This window comes from Paraburkholderia sediminicola, assembly GCF_902859805.1.
GTDB classification, from domain to species: Bacteria; Pseudomonadota; Gammaproteobacteria; order Burkholderiales; family Burkholderiaceae; genus Paraburkholderia; species Paraburkholderia sediminicola.
In genome coordinates, this window is record NZ_CADIKC010000001.1 from 1,906,579 (window position 1) to 1,921,728 (window position 15,150).

The window sequence follows — 15,150 nt, forward strand, 5'->3', positions numbered from 1 at the left end:
CACCGCGTTCAAGACAGTGCACGGTAATCAGGAGCAAGCTGCATGACATTCAATCTTTCACGACGTCTGGCGATGGGGTGCGCGGCCGCGGGTGCCGTCATGCTGGCATTGCTCGCGCAACCGGCATTCGCGGTGCATGCCTACGCGTCGCATCTGAAGCCGGTGGCGGTGATCTCGGACACACGGTTTGTGATCGACACGCCGCAAGGGCAAGCTGAATTTCCGCTGTACCTGTCGAAGGATTGGACCGTCGCGCAGCCGCAGGTGACACGCGCGGTGATCGTGATTCACGGCAAACTGCGCAACGCGGACGTGTATTTCCGCACCGCGCAGAATGCGCGCGATGCCGCTCATGCGGATCCTGACAGCACGCTCCTGATCGCGCCGCAATTTCTGGCCACGCTCGACACGCGCGTGCATAACGAGCCGGCCGATCTGCTGCGCTGGACCGGCGACGCGTGGATGGGCGGCGAAGCGGCGCGGGCGCCGCAGCCCATCAGTTCGTATGCGGTGCTGGACGCGATCGTCACGCGCCTCGCAGATCGCAAGCTGTTTCCAAATCTTCGGCACGTCGTGTTCGCGGGACACTCAGGTGGCGGCCAGGTCGTGCAGCGTTACGCGGTGGCGGCGCATAACATCGGCGTGCTGACGAATGAAGGCATCGATGTGCGCTACGTGGTGGCGAGCCCGTCGACGTATGCGTATTTCGATGCACAACGGCCGAATGCACAGGGTGTCGCCGCGCCGTTCGATGCCGCGCAATGCGCCGATTTCAATCAATGGAAATACGGCATGGACAATCGGCCGCCATACCTCGACGACCGCTCGCCCGCACAACTCGAAGCGACTTATGCGTCGCGCCGCATTGACTACCTGGTCGGCGGCGCGGACGACGATCCGCAGCAAAGCGCGCTCGATAGAAGCTGTGCCGCCGAAGCGCAAGGTCCGCAGCGTGTTGCGCGTGCAGAAGCGTACTACCGCTATATCCAGTCGCGTCATCCGGAAGGGCTGAAGCAGAGTTTTCATATCGTACCGGGCGTCGGCCACGACGGCGCGCGTATGCTGACGTCGGTCTGCGCATTGTCGGCGATGTTCGATACTCAAGGATGCGATCAATGAGCGGGGCGAGCTTGAATCAGCGTAACGATGTGGCGTCCGCTACTGAGGCGTCGAACGGACTGAGCCCGTCGATGGTGCGGCGCGCGATCTTTGCCTCGGTGCTCGGCAACGGGCTCGAGTGGTTCGATTTTCTGATCTACGGCTACTTTGCAAAGATCATCGCGCTGGTGTTCTTTCCTGGCGGCAGTGGTTTCGTGTCGATCATGCTGACGCTCGCCACGTTCGCCGTCGGTTTTATCGTGCGACCGATCGGCGGCATTCTGTTCGGTATCTATGCTGACCGAGCGGGGCGGCGCAAAGCGCTTTCGCTGCTGATCATTTCGATGGCGTTGAGCACGCTGTTGATGGGCCTCACGCCGGGCTACGCCAGCATCGGCATCGCGGCGCCGTTGCTCGTGGTGCTCGCGCGGCTGTTGCAAGGGCTCTCGGTGGGCGGGCAGTTCGCGACGGCCTCGGCGATGCTGGTCGAGTACGCGCCGCCGCACAAGAAGATGTTCTACGGCAGCTTCAATATGTCGGCGCAGGCGTTCGCGCTGCTGCTTTCGTCAGGTGTCGGTTATCTGCTGACCACGCAGCTTACGCATGAGCAACTGGTGGCGTGGGGCTGGCGCCTGCCGTTTCTGTTCGGTGCGTTGGCAGGGCCGTTCGGTTTCTACATCCGGCATCGTGTGGCGGAATCGCCGGAGTTCGAGCGCTTGCTCGATCAGAAGGACAAGCCGCCGCGTGTGACGGTGCGCCAGTTCTTCCACGACAACGGCGACGCGGCGATCTGCGCGATGGGCGTGATCATCATCGGCGCGGCGACCAATTATGTGTGGCACTCGTATCTGTCGGTGTATGTCGAGCGGCAATTGCATCTGCCGCTGTCCACCGCGCTGCTCGGCGCGTTCGTCTCGGGCGTGCTGAATCTGTTTCTGTTTCCGCTGTCCGGCAAGCTTGCCGATCGTTATGGCGCCTACCGGCTGTTCTATCCGATCGTGATCACGTGGATGGTGTGCGTGTATCCGCTTTATCACTTCGTCGTGACGAATCCCACGCCGGGGCATCTGTTCATCGCGCAGATGGTCGCAACGGTGTTCCTTGCGGCCATGTCCGGTTCGCACCCCGGCATGCTCGCGACGCTGTTTCCGGTGCGCAGCCGTTCGGCGGGCGTGGCGCTGTCATACAACATTGCGGTGACGCTGTTCGGCGGCATGGCGCCGCTCACTATCACCGCCTTGACGCATCTGACCGGCAGCAGTCTGACGCCGGCGTTCTACCTGATTTTTGCCGGTTTCGTGTCGCTCGCGATGGTGTATTTCACGCGCTCGGGACGTGAGCCGGATGGCGCAACCGCGAAGTACGTCACGCGTTAAGCGCCACTAGCCAGACTGATTAGATGACCCACGAGCTTATTGCATGACCCAGCCTTTGATTACCGATGACGAACGCGCGCCGAATGAACGTCCGGTCGCCGTCGTCGCCAGCCGGCATCTGAGTGTCGCGACACCTGCGGGCAGCGGCACCGTGCCGGTGTTTACGAACGGCGACTGGCTTGCGCCGACGCATGACGTCAAGCGTGCCGTGATTCTGATTCACGGACGCCTGCGCAACGCGGACACGTACTTCAATCTCGCGGAGCGTGCGCGCGCACTGGCTGGTAGCGATGCGGCCGATACGCTGCTGATCGTGCCGCAGTTCCTCGCGAGTGCCGACGTTGGCGCGCATGCGTTACCGCCTTCCACATTGCATTGGGACTGGACTGGCTGGATGGGCGGCGACAACGCCCAAGGTCCGGCACCGCTCAGTTCGTTCGATGTGCTCGACGCCATTCTGCAGACACTGGCGTCACGCGAGCAGTTTGCGTCGCTGACCGAGGTGGTGATCGCGGGGCATTCGGGCGGTGGTCAGGTGGTGCAGCGCTATGCCGTGGTGGCGCGCGGTGAGGCGCCGCTCGTCGCGCGCGGAATCGCAGTGCGCTATGTGGTGGCGAATCCTTCGTCGTATGTGTACTTCGACACGATGCGGCCGACCGCATCCGGTGAATTCGCGGCGTTCGATGTGGCGGCGTGTCCGTCGTTCAACCGCTGGAAGTACGGGCTCGAAGATTTGCCGGCCTATGCGTCGAGTGGCGGGGAGGCGGGCTCTGCCGATGCGCTCGAATCGCGCTATGCGCGTCGTGACGTCACTGTGCTGCTCGGCGGCGCGGATTGCGATCCGCAGCATCCGGCTCTCGACCGTTCATGCGCTGCTCAGACGCAAGGCGAGCATCGGCTGGGGCGCGGATTGGCTTACGCGCGCTATATGGCGTCGCGGCACCCGGAAGCGGCGGCGAAGCATCGTACGTTTGTGATCGACGGCGTCGGGCACGACGCGAAGGGGATTTTTGCATCGACGCAGGGGCTGGCGGCGTTGTTCGGCAAGGCATGAACCGTGCTACGGAGATAAGGCCAGCTTTCAAAGGACTGTGCCGACATGAACAGGACCCGAATTCTCGCGATTACGATCGCCGCTGCATCGCTTGGCGCCTTGCTGCCGTGCAGCGCGAATGCCGACGATGCGCCTAGCCCATGCGCATCGCTCAAACGGATCGTCGCGGCGGCGCCGGATGGCCTCGCTTCGCTGACACCGGAAGACGGCAAGGGCGTCGCGCAACCCTACGGCGATGACGCCCTCTGTTCGGCGAGCCGTGGGAGTTACCAATGCAGGTGGACGCCGCATCACGACGCCGGTTCGAGTGCGGACGCGCTGCAAGGCGTCGCGGCGGACATCGCCTCGTGTCTGCCGGACGCGACGCATGACCAGAATTCACCGGGACGTCAGCATTTTTATCTTGGCACGCGTGCCAAACGGACCGATATCACGCTGACGCGGGCAGATTCGAGCAAGTTGAGGCTGGTTGTATCGGGCAAGTGAGTGGGCACATGCGCGTTTCGAGTTGTCCGCGCGTCGCCCTTATTGCGACGCCGGCCACCAGGTCCAGCCGCGTCGCGTGCGTCGTAACTCGACCATCGAGAGCGGCGCGATCTCGATGCGCGGAAAGACGGCCGGCGACGCGCCGAGCGCATGAACGATGGCGGCCCGGATCACCGGCGCGTGCGTGACGGCGACCACGTTATCCGTGTTGCCCGGTATGACGCCTTTGCTCAACGCATTGCTCAGCGCACGGTTTAGCGCATCGAGCCACTGTCCCACCCGCCTCACGAGTTGACTGAACGACTCGCCGCCGTGCGCGGCTGCGTCGGGATCATCTGTCCATGCGGCGAGGTCGTGCGGTGCTTCAACCGCGAGATCGGCAAGGCGGCGGCCATGCCACAGACCATAGTTCATATCTGCTAGCCCCTCGTCGACCAATGCCGCGGCACCAAGCCCCAAGGCCGACGCCGTGTCGCGCGCGCAAACGGCAGGGCTGACGAAAACCGCCGCGTCATCCGGAATCGACAGGCTCGCTCGTGCAGCGGCTGCTTCGGCGAGGCCGCGTGCGTCGAGCGGGTCGTCGGCGGGAAAGCGGCCCGCGCGCATCGCCGCGGTCGATGCGTGGCTGATCAGTAACAGCCGTGTGTCCATTCGGTTGATTTCCATAAAGACCGGACTAAAGCGGGACGCCGCGTGCATGCTTTGCATTGCCGGGAGGCAAAGTTTAGCGCGTAGAATAGCGTCACTGCGAAGCACGGAAGCCGGTGAGAGCCCGGCGCGGTCGCGCCACTGTAATCGGCATTCATGAGCCGAAAGCCAGACCTGAGCTTCGCACCATCCCTCTTCAATCGACTATCGGGGCGCGTTACCCCCAGGAGATATCCATTATGTCCAACGCTGTTTTCGATTCCACGACACAGCCCGTCGCCCAGCCCACGCCGATTCCGCTGCGTGAACTGCTGCCTTGGGTGGTGTTCGGCGGCTTGCTGCTGTTGCTTGCAATTTATTTCGTTGGTGCAGAAGAAGGCGCCACGTCGCTGGTGCCTGGCATGTATGTGCATGAATTCGTGCACGACGGCCGCCATCTGCTCGGCTTTCCCTGCCACTAACGGAGTCGAACATGGTCGGTAAATTGTTGGTACGCGGCATGCTTGCAGGCATCGCCGCGGGATTGCTCACGTTCGGCTTCGCGAGATTAGTGGGCGAGCCGCAGGTCGATCAGGCGATTTCCTTCGAGGAAAAAGCTGACGCCGCCAAAGGCGAAGCGCCCGAACCCGAACTGGTGAGCCGCGGCACCCAGGCGGGCCTCGGATTGTTGACGGGCGTAGTGACGTACGGCGCCGCGTTCGGCGGCCTGTTCTCGCTGGTGTTCGCGTATGCGTACGGCCGCGTCGGCGCGCTGAGTGCGCGCGCGTTGTCCGCATGGCTCGCGCTTGGCGCGTTTATCACGCTGGTGATTGTTCCGAACATCAAGTACCCGGCGAATCCACCCTCGGTGGGCGACCCCGAGACGATCGGGATGCGGACCGGCTTGTTCTTCCTGATGATTGCGATCTCGCTGGCCGCAATGGTGTTTTCGCTGAAGGTTCGACGCCGCGCGGCGCTGAAGCTGGGCGCGTGGAATGGCTCGATTGTGGCGGGCGTGGTGTTTGTCGTGATCATTGCTGCCGTGCAACTGTCGATGCCGACGATCAACGAAGTGCCGGCGGCTTTCCCGGCGGTGTTGTTGTGGAAGTTCCGCGTCGCGGCCATCGGCATGCAGGTGATTATGTGGACCACCGTTGGGCTGCTGTTCGGCGCCCTCGTTGAGCGAAGCAAACTGCTGGCTCCCGCGAGCCGCAGCGCCGCGAAGTCTGCTTACCTTTGATGTGAACGGCGTGACCGCGCGAGCCGCGGTCACGCCGACGTGCAGCGCGAGAGAAGCCAAATACATCAAGTACTTGGCGCGTTTGCCGGAATGTTATCCACAGGCTTGTGAACGTTTTCTGTGGATAAACCACCCCATCTGCAATGCGCCGCTCCGCGCCAACCGGGTAGGCGATCATCGCTGCGTCCCCCCGCACCGCAAGCAACAAACCGATCTGCGTCAAGCACTTAGGTGCGATGCCCCGTTGTTATCAACAACCCTATGAACATTTTCTGTGGACAAGTTCCATAGCCGCATAACGTTATGCGAATCGCTTGGTTGCCCGAAGCCGGGGCAAATCCGACACTCACTCCAATCTCAAGCAAACCGAGCCTGGAACCATGTCGAACCAATCAAGCCTGCGCCCATCGTGGGCCATTCGTATCACGGCACTTCTGCTGCTGGCCGCATCGGCATTCACGACGACGACAACGGCCGTCGCCGCGCCACCTTCGGGCGATCCGATCCTGATAGGCGTCAGCGGCCCGCTGACCGGCCAGAACGCGCAGTACGGCGCGCAATGGAAAGCGGGTTTCGATCTTGCATTGGATGAGATCAACAGTCACAACGGCATCAACGGTCGTCCGCTGAATTACGTCTTTGAGGACAGCCAGAGCGACCCGCGCCAATCCATCACGATCGCGCAGAAGTTCGTCAACGACCCGCGCATCCTGATCGAACTCGGCGACTTCTCGAGTCCCGCTTCAATGGCGGCGTCACCGATTTATCAGCATGCCGGCCTCGTGCAACTCGGCTTCACCAACTCGCATCCTGACTTCACCAAAGGCGGCGACTACATCTGGAGCCCGTCGGTCAGCCAGGCCGACGTCCAGCCGTTGCTTGCCGACCTCGCCGTGAAAACGCTCGGCCTCAAGCGCATTGCCGTGCTCTATCTGAACACCGACTGGGGACGCACCAGCAAAGACGTTTTCGTCAAAGCCGCCAATGAACGCGGCGCGCAAGTCGTTGCGGCCGAGGGCTATCAGTCGGCCGAGAAGGATTTCCGCGCGACGCTGGTGCGCGTGAGCGCCGCGAACCCGGACGGCATCGTGTTGATCTCGTACTACTCCGACGGCGCGCAGATTGCCCGCCAGGCGAGGACGAGCGGCATCAACTTGCCGATCGCCGCGGCCAGCTCCGTGTATTCACCGAAATTCCTCGAACTCGGCGGGGAGGCCGTCAACGGCGTGGCGACGAACACCAGCTTCTTCCCCGGTGAATCCGGGCCTGAAGTGCAAAGTTTCGTCAAACGCTTCGAGGCGAAATATCATCGCGAGCCGGACGCGTTCAACGCTTATGCGTATGACGCCGTCATCATCGCCGCCTATGCGCTGCGTGCCGGCGGTCCCGACCGCAAGGCCGTGCGCGATGCGCTGCCGAAGCTGCACGACATTCCGAGCGTCGTGTTCGGCAAGGCCACTTTCGATCCGGCGACGCGTCGTGTGATTGGCGTGAAAAACATCAATGTGGTGGTGAAGAACGATAAGTGGGCGTTGCTTGAGAGTAAGGCGACGGTTGCGCAGAAGTAGACATTCCGCTGTCCGTCTTGCTCTCCGAACATTCACAATATTCACGACTTTTTCGCCATGAGCCTTTTACTCGACCACATTGTGATTCGCGTCCACGACCTGACGCAGACCATTGAAAATTTCACGGCGCTGGGTTTCACCGTGCAGCAAGGCGGTACCCATGCCGACGGCGTGACGCATAACGCGCTGATCGGTTTCGCCGATGGCAGTTACATTGAGTTGATCGCCTTTTTGCAGGCCGCGCCGCAGCGTCGCTGGTGGGATGTGGGGCAGCGTCACGGCGATGGATTTGTCGACTACGCGTTGTTGCCATCGAGCGTGGGTGCCGTGATCGACGCCGCGCATGGACGAGGTCTGCTATACGACGGTCCGCAGGCAGGTGGGCGTGTGCGTCCGGATGGCGCGCGACTCGAGTGGCAGACCGGCCGGCCGCAGACCAGTGACTTGCCATTCCTGTGCGGGGATATCACGCCGCGTCATCTGCGTGTGGCTGAGGGGGCGGTCCGCGAACATGCGAATGGCGTGCGAGGGGTGGCGAGTTTGACGGTCGCTGTGCACGATCTGGCTGCGAGTTTGCAGCGGTATCGGGCGTTGCTCGGTATCGGTGAAGGGGAGACGCGGACGGTGGCTTTGCCGGGGCTGGGGGCGGCGTCAGCGACGGTGTGGATTGGTGATACGTCCGTTGTGTTGCTGAGCCCTGTGCATCTCGATGCCGCGAGCGTTACCGCCGAAGGCGCGGCGTTGCGCCGGCAACTCGCCACGCGTGGGGAAGGGGTGTTCGGTGTTGCTTTGCGCGCTGATGGTAAAGCGCAGCCGCGGGTGCTCGACCGTGATCGCACGCATGGTGCATGGTTCGAGATCACCGCGGAGTGAGGGGAATCGCCTTTCGGCGCGCAGCGCTTAGGAAGGTAAGTGGATCAAGCAGTTGGCGCTGTTGTGGGGCTGTTATCCACAGGCTTGCGAACATTTTCTGTGGACAAGTTCACAACAGCCGCCGTCCCTTAACGCTGTGGGCAAACAAAATCCAAATCCCATCGCCACTTACGCGTTCCTACTCCTAAGCGCTCAATTGAACACGGGGCCGGTCCGTGGCTTGGCGGTGCGTCCCGCCAGGACGGATGGTTATCGAGTGGAACGGCAATCACGTCGCGTCGTGGAAAATCACCCCGAGCGTGTGCCGGTGGCCCGAGCGCAGGCGGCTCACGCCGTGCCGCAGATTCACCCGATACACGCCGCGCGTGCCCTGCACCGGCCGGTGGTGAACCGCAAACACCACCGCGTCGCCCTTGCCGAGCGGCACGACTTCCGTGCGCGACTGCATCCGCGGACGCTGCTCCGTCATGACGAACTCGCCGCCCGTGAAATCCTGGCCAGGCTCCGAGAGCAGAATCGCGACCTGAAGCGGGAACACGTGCTCGCCGTATAAATCCTGATGCAGGCAGTTGTAGTCGTCCTTGGCGTATTGAAGAATCAGGGGCGTTGGACGCAGCTGGCCGGCGGCGTGACAGCGCTCGATAAATTCGCCGTGCGCGGCTGGATAGCGGACGTCGATATTCATCGCCTCGTTCCAGCGATTCGCGACCGGCGTGAGGCGCGGATAAAGCGCAGTGCGTAACTCCGCCACCACCTGCGGCAGCGGGTACGCAAAGTACTTGTACTCGCCACGGCCGAAACCGTGTCGCGCCATCACGACGCGGCTTCGATACAGATCGTCGCGCGAATAGTTTGCGCTCAGTGCGTCGCATTCCTGCGCACTGAGCAGATTGCGCAGCATCGCGCAGCCATATCCGTTCAGTTCTTCTTCGACATCGAACCAGTCGATCGCGTCGACGCGCTGCGTAAGCGGGCCGGCTATGGTGCCTGGCTTCAGTGTTGCCGTGTGTTTCAGTTTGGGCTCGAACCCCAGCTCCAGTTCCAACCCCGGCGACTGCATAGCCTTCGCGACCGTATTCATGAGCATTCTCCGTAAAGCGATTCATCGAACGATGACTGAGTGTAAGCACGCGCTCATGGTCACGCACTCCGACTCTTGCTGTTCAATTCCCGTATCGTTATGGTCGCGCCGCTCGAACCGTGCCCCGTAGGTTCGAAGGCATCGAAAAATGCAATCCTCGCGAAACCTGACGCGAGGTTCGTAGTAAAACCTTATCTGGCACACCAATCAGCGTATTCGGAGACTTTGCCCATGTCCGCCGCCCCGGAGAACCTCGATAACTGGCTCGACAAAGAGGTCGTGATCGAAGACGACATCACAGCCTTTCCGCTGACTGCAATGGCGGCGACCCTGGACCGCGAAGAAAGTGGCGATACAGTTCCACCGCTCTGGCACTGGCTGTACTTTCTGCATGTCACGCCATTGTCGGACGCCGGTTTGGACGGCCATCCGAAGCGCGGCGACTTTCTGCCGCCGGTGCCGTTGCCGCGCCGCATGTGGGCCGGTGGGCGCTTGACTTTCCACGCGCCGCTCAAAGTTGGCGAGCATGCGAAACGTACGTCGACCATCGCCAATATCGAAGACAAGACCGGCCGCTCCGGCCGTCTTGTGTTTGTGACGGTGCAGCACGCGATTGACGTCGACGGTGAACTGAAGCTCGAAGAAGAGCACGACATTGTCTTTCGCGATGCGCCGCAAGAGGGCGCCCGACCACCGCAAGCGGCGCTCGCACCCGAGGGTGAAACGTGGAGCCGTACGATCGATGCGGACGCCGTGATGCTGTTCCGTTACTCGGCGCTAACCTTCAATAGCCATCGCATTCACTACGACTATCCGTATGTGACCGAGGTGGAAGGGTACCCGGGGCTGATCGTGCACGGTCCGCTGATCGCGACGCTGCTGGTCGATCTGGTGCGCCGTGAGCAGCCGGACGCGGTAGTGCAAAGCTTCGCGTACAAGGCGCTGCGGCCTACCTTTGCTGGTCAGGCTTTCACGGTATGCGGAAAACTTTCTGCCGACGGTAAGACTGTCGATCTGTGGGCTAAAGACCATGAAGGTTATCTGACGATGCGCGGTACGGCCGCGCTTGAGTAAGAAACGGCGATCAAAGCCAAAGCAAACGGGGGTTGCTTCAGTGCGGCAAGGATATTTCCAATAAGAAACGAACCGACACCTGCCGATGCGCCGCTAACTTGCCGCAAATCACCCGCGAATCAATCCGCGCAGGCTGCGCAGCCCCCTTGAATCAGCCCCAGAAAGCCCGCTCGCATGCCTAGGCACACCGCAGCTGGGGGCAAATACCCTTGCCGCCACAAAATCCCGCGTGTATAGTTTCCGAACTTACTCTTGTTTCGCATCGGAAATTAAAGGGATTCTCATGGACGCTTCCACCATCCTCGCCGACCTCGGCATCGCCCACGCGGCGCAAGCCGGCGACATCGCGGTTCATTCGCCGATCACCGGCGAACTCATTGGCCGTGTGGCCAGCAACACGGTGGCGGAAGTCGACGCGGCCCTCGCCAATGCGAAAGAGGCGTACACCGCCTGGCGCAACGTCCCGGCGCCGCGCCGCGGCGAACTGGTGCGCCTGCTCGGCAACCGTCTGCGTGAAAAGAAGCACGCACTCGGCAGCATCATCACGCTCGAAACGGGCAAGATCCTGCAGGAAGGCTTGGGCGAGGTGCAGGAAATGATCGACATCTGCGACTTCGCGGTCGGTCTGTCGCGCCAGCTGTACGGTCTGACGATCGCGTCGGAACGCCCGGGCCATCGCATGGCTGAAACATGGCATCCCATGGGTACATGCGTCGTCATCTCCGCGTTCAACTTCCCGGCGGCGGTGTGGTCGTGGAACGCGGCGCTGGCGCTGGTGTGCGGCAATGCGGTGATCTGGAAGCCGTCCGAAAAGACGCCGTTGACCGCGCTTGCCGTCAACCAGATTCTCAGCGAAGCGCTGAAGGAATTCGGCGACGCGCCGGCAGGCCTGACCGCACTGATCAACGGTGGCCGCGATGTCGGCGCGAAGCTGGTGGCGGACCCGCGTGCGTCGATCGTCAGCGCGACGGGCAGCACGGAAATGGGCCGCACGGTCGGCGTAGAAGTGGCGAAGCGTTTCGGCCGCTCGCTGCTCGAACTCGGCGGCAACAACGCGGGCATCGTCGCGCAAACGGCGGATCATGAACTCGCGATGCGCGGCATCCTGTTCTCGGCAGTCGGTACGGCGGGGCAGCGTTGCACGTCGCTGCGGCGTCTGTTCGTGCATGAGAGCGTGTACGACAAAACCATCGAACGTCTGAAGCAGTTGTACAGCAAGGTGCCGATCGGCAATCCGCTCGAAAAGGGCACGCTGATGGGGCCGCTGATCGACAAACAATCGTACGCTCGCATGCAGGAAGCGCTGCAGCAGGCTACGGCCGAAGGCGGCAAGGTGTTCGGCGGCGAGCGCGTTGAGGTAAAGGGCCATGAAGGCGGTTACTACGTGCGTCCGGCTATCGTCGAAATGCCGTCGCAAACGGCCGTGGTGCTGAAGGAAACCTTCGCTCCGATTCTCTACGTGCTGCGCTATTCGGATTTCGTGGATGCGGTCGAGGCGAACAATGCGGCGGTGCACGGTTTGTCGTCGTGCGTGTTTACGACCGATCTGCGCGAAGCTGAACGCTTCCTGTCCGACTCCGGTAGCGACTGCGGTATCGCCAATGTGAACATCGGACCGAGCGGCGCGGAAATCGGCGGTGCGTTCGGTGGCGAGAAGGAAACCGGCGGTGGCCGCGAGTCGGGTTCGGACGCGTGGAAGGCCTACATGCGCCGCGCCACCAACACGGTCAACTACTCGTCGGCGTTGCCGCTCGCGCAGGGCATCGACTTCAATATCGACTGATCCAGTCTGTAGCAATACAGCGGTAAAACATTCGGTCAGTAGAGCATTCAGCAGCAAGCAGCGGCGCATTCACGCGCCGCTGTTCACAACTTCTTTCAGCAATTCGTTTGCGCCGCCCGCCGTTTCAGAGCGGCCACGTTACTCGTGGAGTAAGACGTGAGTTCCAAAGTCGTGATCGTCGGCGGTGGGGTGATCGGCAGCTCGATTGCGTATTTTCTGCGGCTTAGTGATCCATCGGTCAGCGTTACGGTGATCGAACGCGATCCGACGTATGCGCGTTCGTCGTCGGCGTTATCGGCGGCATCCATTCGCCAGCAATTCTCGACACCACTTTCCGTTCAGATGTCGCTATTCGGCATCGAATTTCTGCGCTCGATTGGCGAGCGGCTCGAAATCGACGGCACGAAGCCCTCGATCGATCTGCACGAAGGCGGCTATCTGTTTCTCGCCACGCCCGCCGGTCACGCGACGCTGCGTGAGAATCACGCGCTGCAAAAGCGTCTTGGCGCCGATATCAGTTTGCTCGACAAAGACGCGTTGCAGGCGCGCTTTCCCTGGCTCAATACCGAAGACCTCGTTGCCGGCGCTTACGGCGAAAGCGGTGAGGGCTGGTTCGACGGTTACGGCCTCGTGCAGGCGCTGCGCAAGAAAGCGCAGGCGCTCGGCGCGCGCTTTATTGCCGCGGACGTGACCGCGCTGCGTCGCGACGGCAAACACGTGACGCAAGTGCAAACCGCGGATGGCGAGGTCTACGCCTGCGATTTCGTAGTGAATGCAGCGGGCGCCTGGTCGCGCAAAATCGCACAGATGGCCGGCATCGATCTTCCGGTGTTTGCACGGCGCCGCAGTATTTTCAATGTCACGTCGCCCGCGCGTCTCGAACAGTGCCCTTTGTTGATCGATCCGAGCGGCGTGTATTTCCGGCCTGAGGGCAATTCGTTCATCTGCGGTACGTCGCCGTCAGCGGATAACGATCCCGACGATTTGCCGCTCGACGAAGTCGATCACGCGCTATTCGACGACGTGATCTGGCCGACGCTCGCGCATCGTGTGCCGCAATTCGAGGCGCTGCGTGTGCAGAACTGCTGGTCAGGCTACTACGAATATAACGTGCTCGATCAGAATGCAATCATCGGTTACCACCCGGACGTCGATAACTGCATTTTTGCCAATGGCTTCAGCGGGCATGGTTTGCAACAGGGCCCGGCAACCGGCCGCGGCGTCAGCGAACTGATTCTGCATGGCGGTTATACGACGCTCGATCTCGATTCGCTGAGTTTCGCGCGTGTGCTCGAAAACCGGCCGATCGTAGAGAAGAACGTGGTTTAGCCCGTGCGTTCGAGGTGATGCGGAAAACGCAATACGTAGTGCGTAGATATCGTTTGCCGCTCACCCGGACGATGGCCACAATCGATGCGGATCTTCCCTCGATAAGATAAACGGCCCGTCACCATGTTCACGTTCAATCCTGCATTCGAAGCGCCGACCGGTTCGCCGATTCGCGAGCTGTTCAAGTATCTGGCGCAACCCGGCATGATTTCGTTTGCCGGCGGCTATCCGGCGAGCGATCTGTTCGATCGCGAGAATCTGGACGCGGCCGCGGCGCGTGCGTCTCAGCAGCCTACGCTCTGTCTGCAATATGGCCCGACGGATGGCCTCGCCGTCCTCAAGGACCAACTCGCGTATTTGATGACGCGGCGCGGTACACCTTGCACGCCGCAGGAATTGCTCGTCACGACGGGTTCGCAGCAAGGCTTCGATTTGTTGCTGCGTGTGATGGTTGCGCCGGGCGACGTGGTGCTGGTGGAACAGCCCGCCTATCCGGCGACCTTGCAGGCGCTGAAGCTGCAAGAGGCGGACGTGGTGACGGTGCCGGTCGATCAGGACGGACTCGATGTCGCCGCGCTCGCCGCGTTGCTCGAGGCGGGCACTGAGGCGGGCACTGAGGCGGGCACATTAGCGCGGCCGCCGAAGCTGCTGTACACCGTCCCGACCTTTGCCAATCCAACCGGCGCGACCTTGTCGCTCGAACGCCGCATGGCGTTGTTGAAGCTGGCGGCGCGTCACCATTTTCTGATCGTCGAAGACGATCCTTATGGCGACCTGCGTTTCAGCGGCGCAGCGTTGCCGTCGCTGCTCGCGTTGAGCGATCAGGTGCCCGGTTCACGCGACTGGGTCGTGCATTTTTCGAGTCTGTCGAAGATCGTCGCGCCGGGTTTGCGGGTCGGGTGGATGGTCGCGCATGCGGAAATTTTGCGCCGCTGCGTGGTCGCCAAGCAGACCGTCGACCTATGCAGTTCGCCGTGGACTCAGGCGATCGCCGCCGAATACCTTGCGAGTGGAGCGCTGGAGCGTCATTTGCCGAAGATCGTCGACGCCTACGCCGTGAAGTGCCGCACGCTATGCGATGCGCTCGATGAGCATCTGGGTGACGCCATCGCGTTTCATCGTCCTGCCGGCGGCATGTTCGTGTGGGCCCGATTGAAGGGCGGTCAGAATGCGTCCGACACGCTGCGTGCCTGTATCGAGCGCAATGTCATGTTCGTGCCGGGCGTCGCGTTCTATAAAGACAATATCGATTTGACGGCACTGCGTCTGTCATTTGCGGCGCCCGGCGTCGCCGAAATCGAAACCGGCGTGCAGAGAATGAAGCAGGCGCTGGCACTGTTTTGAAGGCGACTAACGCTACTAACGCGGCTAACATAATATTGACGGTAAAGCAGTAAGGGCGATACCTGAAATAACCCGTTGAGCACATAGTGCGTAGCCGGGTTTTTTTATGCAGACGCTAAATCGCTGGGATTTAGCATAACCATCCCGATCCGGGTAAAGCAGCATAAGGCCGCGCCTGGCCGGACTATGCTCGCAGGCTCCCCTTTGTGCTGTTCAA

The 15,150-nt window shown here is 61.7% G+C and carries 14 protein-coding genes and 1 riboswitch; of the genes, 12 read left to right on the top strand and 2 right to left on the bottom strand.

Features of this window, described 5'->3' with window-relative positions:
• Positions 1 to 42: 42 nt before the first annotated feature.
• Genes R8871_RS08440 through R8871_RS08455 form a run of 4 tightly spaced genes read left to right on the top strand, consistent with a single transcriptional unit; the run spans position 43 to position 4,014 of the window.
• Complete coding sequence (locus tag R8871_RS08440; protein ID WP_175049892.1) at positions 43 to 1,119, top strand: alpha/beta hydrolase; 1,077 nt, start codon at positions 43 to 45, stop codon at positions 1,117 to 1,119.
• Positions 1,116 to 2,474, top strand: coding sequence for an MFS transporter (locus R8871_RS08445; RefSeq protein ID WP_175049893.1), 1,359 nt, complete (start codon positions 1,116 to 1,118; stop codon positions 2,472 to 2,474). Before R8871_RS08440 ends, R8871_RS08445 begins: the two co-directional genes overlap by 4 nt.
• A 43-nt stretch (positions 2,475 to 2,517) precedes the next feature.
• Complete coding sequence (locus R8871_RS08450) at positions 2,518 to 3,528, top strand: alpha/beta fold hydrolase (RefSeq protein ID WP_175049894.1); 1,011 nt, start codon at positions 2,518 to 2,520, stop codon at positions 3,526 to 3,528.
• 45 nt (positions 3,529 to 3,573) lie between these two features.
• Positions 3,574 to 4,014, top strand: coding sequence for a hypothetical protein (locus R8871_RS08455; protein ID WP_175049895.1), 441 nt, complete (start codon positions 3,574 to 3,576; stop codon positions 4,012 to 4,014).
• Positions 4,015 to 4,053: 39 nt separating this feature from the next.
• Here R8871_RS08455 and R8871_RS08460 read toward each other — a convergent pair whose 3' ends face one another.
• The gene (locus tag R8871_RS08460; RefSeq protein WP_175049896.1) at positions 4,054 to 4,665 is read right to left on the bottom strand and encodes a histidine phosphatase family protein; all 612 of its coding nucleotides are present in this window, start codon (positions 4,663 to 4,665) and stop codon (positions 4,054 to 4,056) included.
• 95 nt (positions 4,666 to 4,760) lie between these two features.
• Positions 4,761 to 4,848, top strand: a riboswitch (adenosylcobalamin (AdoCbl) riboswitch).
• A gap of 53 nt (positions 4,849 to 4,901) precedes the next feature.
• On the opposite strand from R8871_RS08460, the gene R8871_RS08465 reads away from it, so the two are divergent.
• The 4 genes from R8871_RS08465 to R8871_RS08480 all read left to right on the top strand — a co-directional run bounded on the left by R8871_RS08465 (position 4,902) and on the right by R8871_RS08480 (position 8,322).
• Positions 4,902 to 5,123, top strand: coding sequence for a CbtB domain-containing protein (locus tag R8871_RS08465; RefSeq protein ID WP_175049897.1), 222 nt, complete (start codon positions 4,902 to 4,904; stop codon positions 5,121 to 5,123).
• 11 nt (positions 5,124 to 5,134) lie between these two features.
• On the top strand, positions 5,135 to 5,881 hold the full coding sequence (locus R8871_RS08470; RefSeq protein ID WP_175049898.1) for a CbtA family protein: 747 nt from the start codon (positions 5,135 to 5,137) through the stop codon (positions 5,879 to 5,881).
• Between the two features lie 380 nt (positions 5,882 to 6,261).
• Positions 6,262 to 7,449 (top strand): ABC transporter substrate-binding protein, encoded by a 1,188-nt coding sequence (locus R8871_RS08475; RefSeq protein WP_175049899.1) that lies wholly within the window; start codon positions 6,262 to 6,264, stop codon positions 7,447 to 7,449.
• Positions 7,450 to 7,506: 57 nt separating this feature from the next.
• Positions 7,507 to 8,322 carry a VOC family protein gene (locus tag R8871_RS08480; protein ID WP_175049900.1) on the top strand — a complete coding sequence of 272 codons (816 nt, stop codon included), beginning with the start codon at positions 7,507 to 7,509 and terminating at the stop codon, positions 8,320 to 8,322.
• A gap of 268 nt (positions 8,323 to 8,590) precedes the next feature.
• On the opposite strand, the gene R8871_RS08485 is transcribed toward R8871_RS08480, so the two are convergent.
• The gene (locus R8871_RS08485) at positions 8,591 to 9,403 is read right to left on the bottom strand and encodes a 2OG-Fe(II) oxygenase (protein WP_175049901.1); all 813 of its coding nucleotides are present in this window, start codon (positions 9,401 to 9,403) and stop codon (positions 8,591 to 8,593) included.
• 231 nt (positions 9,404 to 9,634) lie between these two features.
• Here R8871_RS08485 and R8871_RS08490 point away from each other — a divergent pair, with 231 nt between their 5' ends.
• From R8871_RS08490 to R8871_RS08505, 4 genes are all read left to right on the top strand, one after another.
• The gene (locus R8871_RS08490; RefSeq protein ID WP_175049902.1) at positions 9,635 to 10,477 is read left to right on the top strand and encodes an FAS1-like dehydratase domain-containing protein; all 843 of its coding nucleotides are present in this window, start codon (positions 9,635 to 9,637) and stop codon (positions 10,475 to 10,477) included.
• Positions 10,478 to 10,760: 283 nt separating this feature from the next.
• Complete coding sequence (amaB, locus tag R8871_RS08495) at positions 10,761 to 12,260, top strand: L-piperidine-6-carboxylate dehydrogenase (RefSeq protein WP_175049903.1); 1,500 nt, start codon at positions 10,761 to 10,763, stop codon at positions 12,258 to 12,260.
• A 156-nt stretch (positions 12,261 to 12,416) separates the two neighbouring features.
• Positions 12,417 to 13,589 carry an NAD(P)/FAD-dependent oxidoreductase gene (locus R8871_RS08500; protein WP_175049904.1) on the top strand — a complete coding sequence of 391 codons (1,173 nt, stop codon included), beginning with the start codon at positions 12,417 to 12,419 and terminating at the stop codon, positions 13,587 to 13,589.
• A 123-nt stretch (positions 13,590 to 13,712) separates the two neighbouring features.
• Positions 13,713 to 14,933, top strand: a complete 1,221-nt coding sequence (locus R8871_RS08505; RefSeq protein WP_175049905.1) for an aminotransferase-like domain-containing protein — start codon at positions 13,713 to 13,715, stop codon at positions 14,931 to 14,933.
• Positions 14,934 to 15,150: the final 217 nt, after the last annotated feature.

Coding starts and splice junctions, on each gene's coding strand:
- R8871_RS08440 (WP_175049892.1), top strand. CDS start 43: ATGACATTCAATCTTTCACGACGTCTGGCGATGGGGTGCGCGGCCGCG.
- R8871_RS08445 (WP_175049893.1), top strand. CDS start 1,116: ATGAGCGGGGCGAGCTTGAATCAGCGTAACGATGTGGCGTCCGCTACT.
- R8871_RS08450 (WP_175049894.1), top strand. CDS start 2,518: ATGACCCAGCCTTTGATTACCGATGACGAACGCGCGCCGAATGAACGT.
- R8871_RS08455 (WP_175049895.1), top strand. CDS start 3,574: ATGAACAGGACCCGAATTCTCGCGATTACGATCGCCGCTGCATCGCTT.
- R8871_RS08460 (WP_175049896.1), bottom strand. CDS start 4,665: ATGGACACACGGCTGTTACTGATCAGCCACGCATCGACCGCGGCGATG.
- R8871_RS08465 (WP_175049897.1), top strand. CDS start 4,902: ATGTCCAACGCTGTTTTCGATTCCACGACACAGCCCGTCGCCCAGCCC.
- R8871_RS08470 (WP_175049898.1), top strand. CDS start 5,135: ATGGTCGGTAAATTGTTGGTACGCGGCATGCTTGCAGGCATCGCCGCG.
- R8871_RS08475 (WP_175049899.1), top strand. CDS start 6,262: ATGTCGAACCAATCAAGCCTGCGCCCATCGTGGGCCATTCGTATCACG.
- R8871_RS08480 (WP_175049900.1), top strand. CDS start 7,507: ATGAGCCTTTTACTCGACCACATTGTGATTCGCGTCCACGACCTGACG.
- R8871_RS08485 (WP_175049901.1), bottom strand. CDS start 9,403: ATGAATACGGTCGCGAAGGCTATGCAGTCGCCGGGGTTGGAACTGGAG.
- R8871_RS08490 (WP_175049902.1), top strand. CDS start 9,635: ATGTCCGCCGCCCCGGAGAACCTCGATAACTGGCTCGACAAAGAGGTC.
- amaB (WP_175049903.1), top strand. CDS start 10,761: ATGGACGCTTCCACCATCCTCGCCGACCTCGGCATCGCCCACGCGGCG.
- R8871_RS08505 (WP_175049905.1), top strand. CDS start 13,713: ATGTTCACGTTCAATCCTGCATTCGAAGCGCCGACCGGTTCGCCGATT.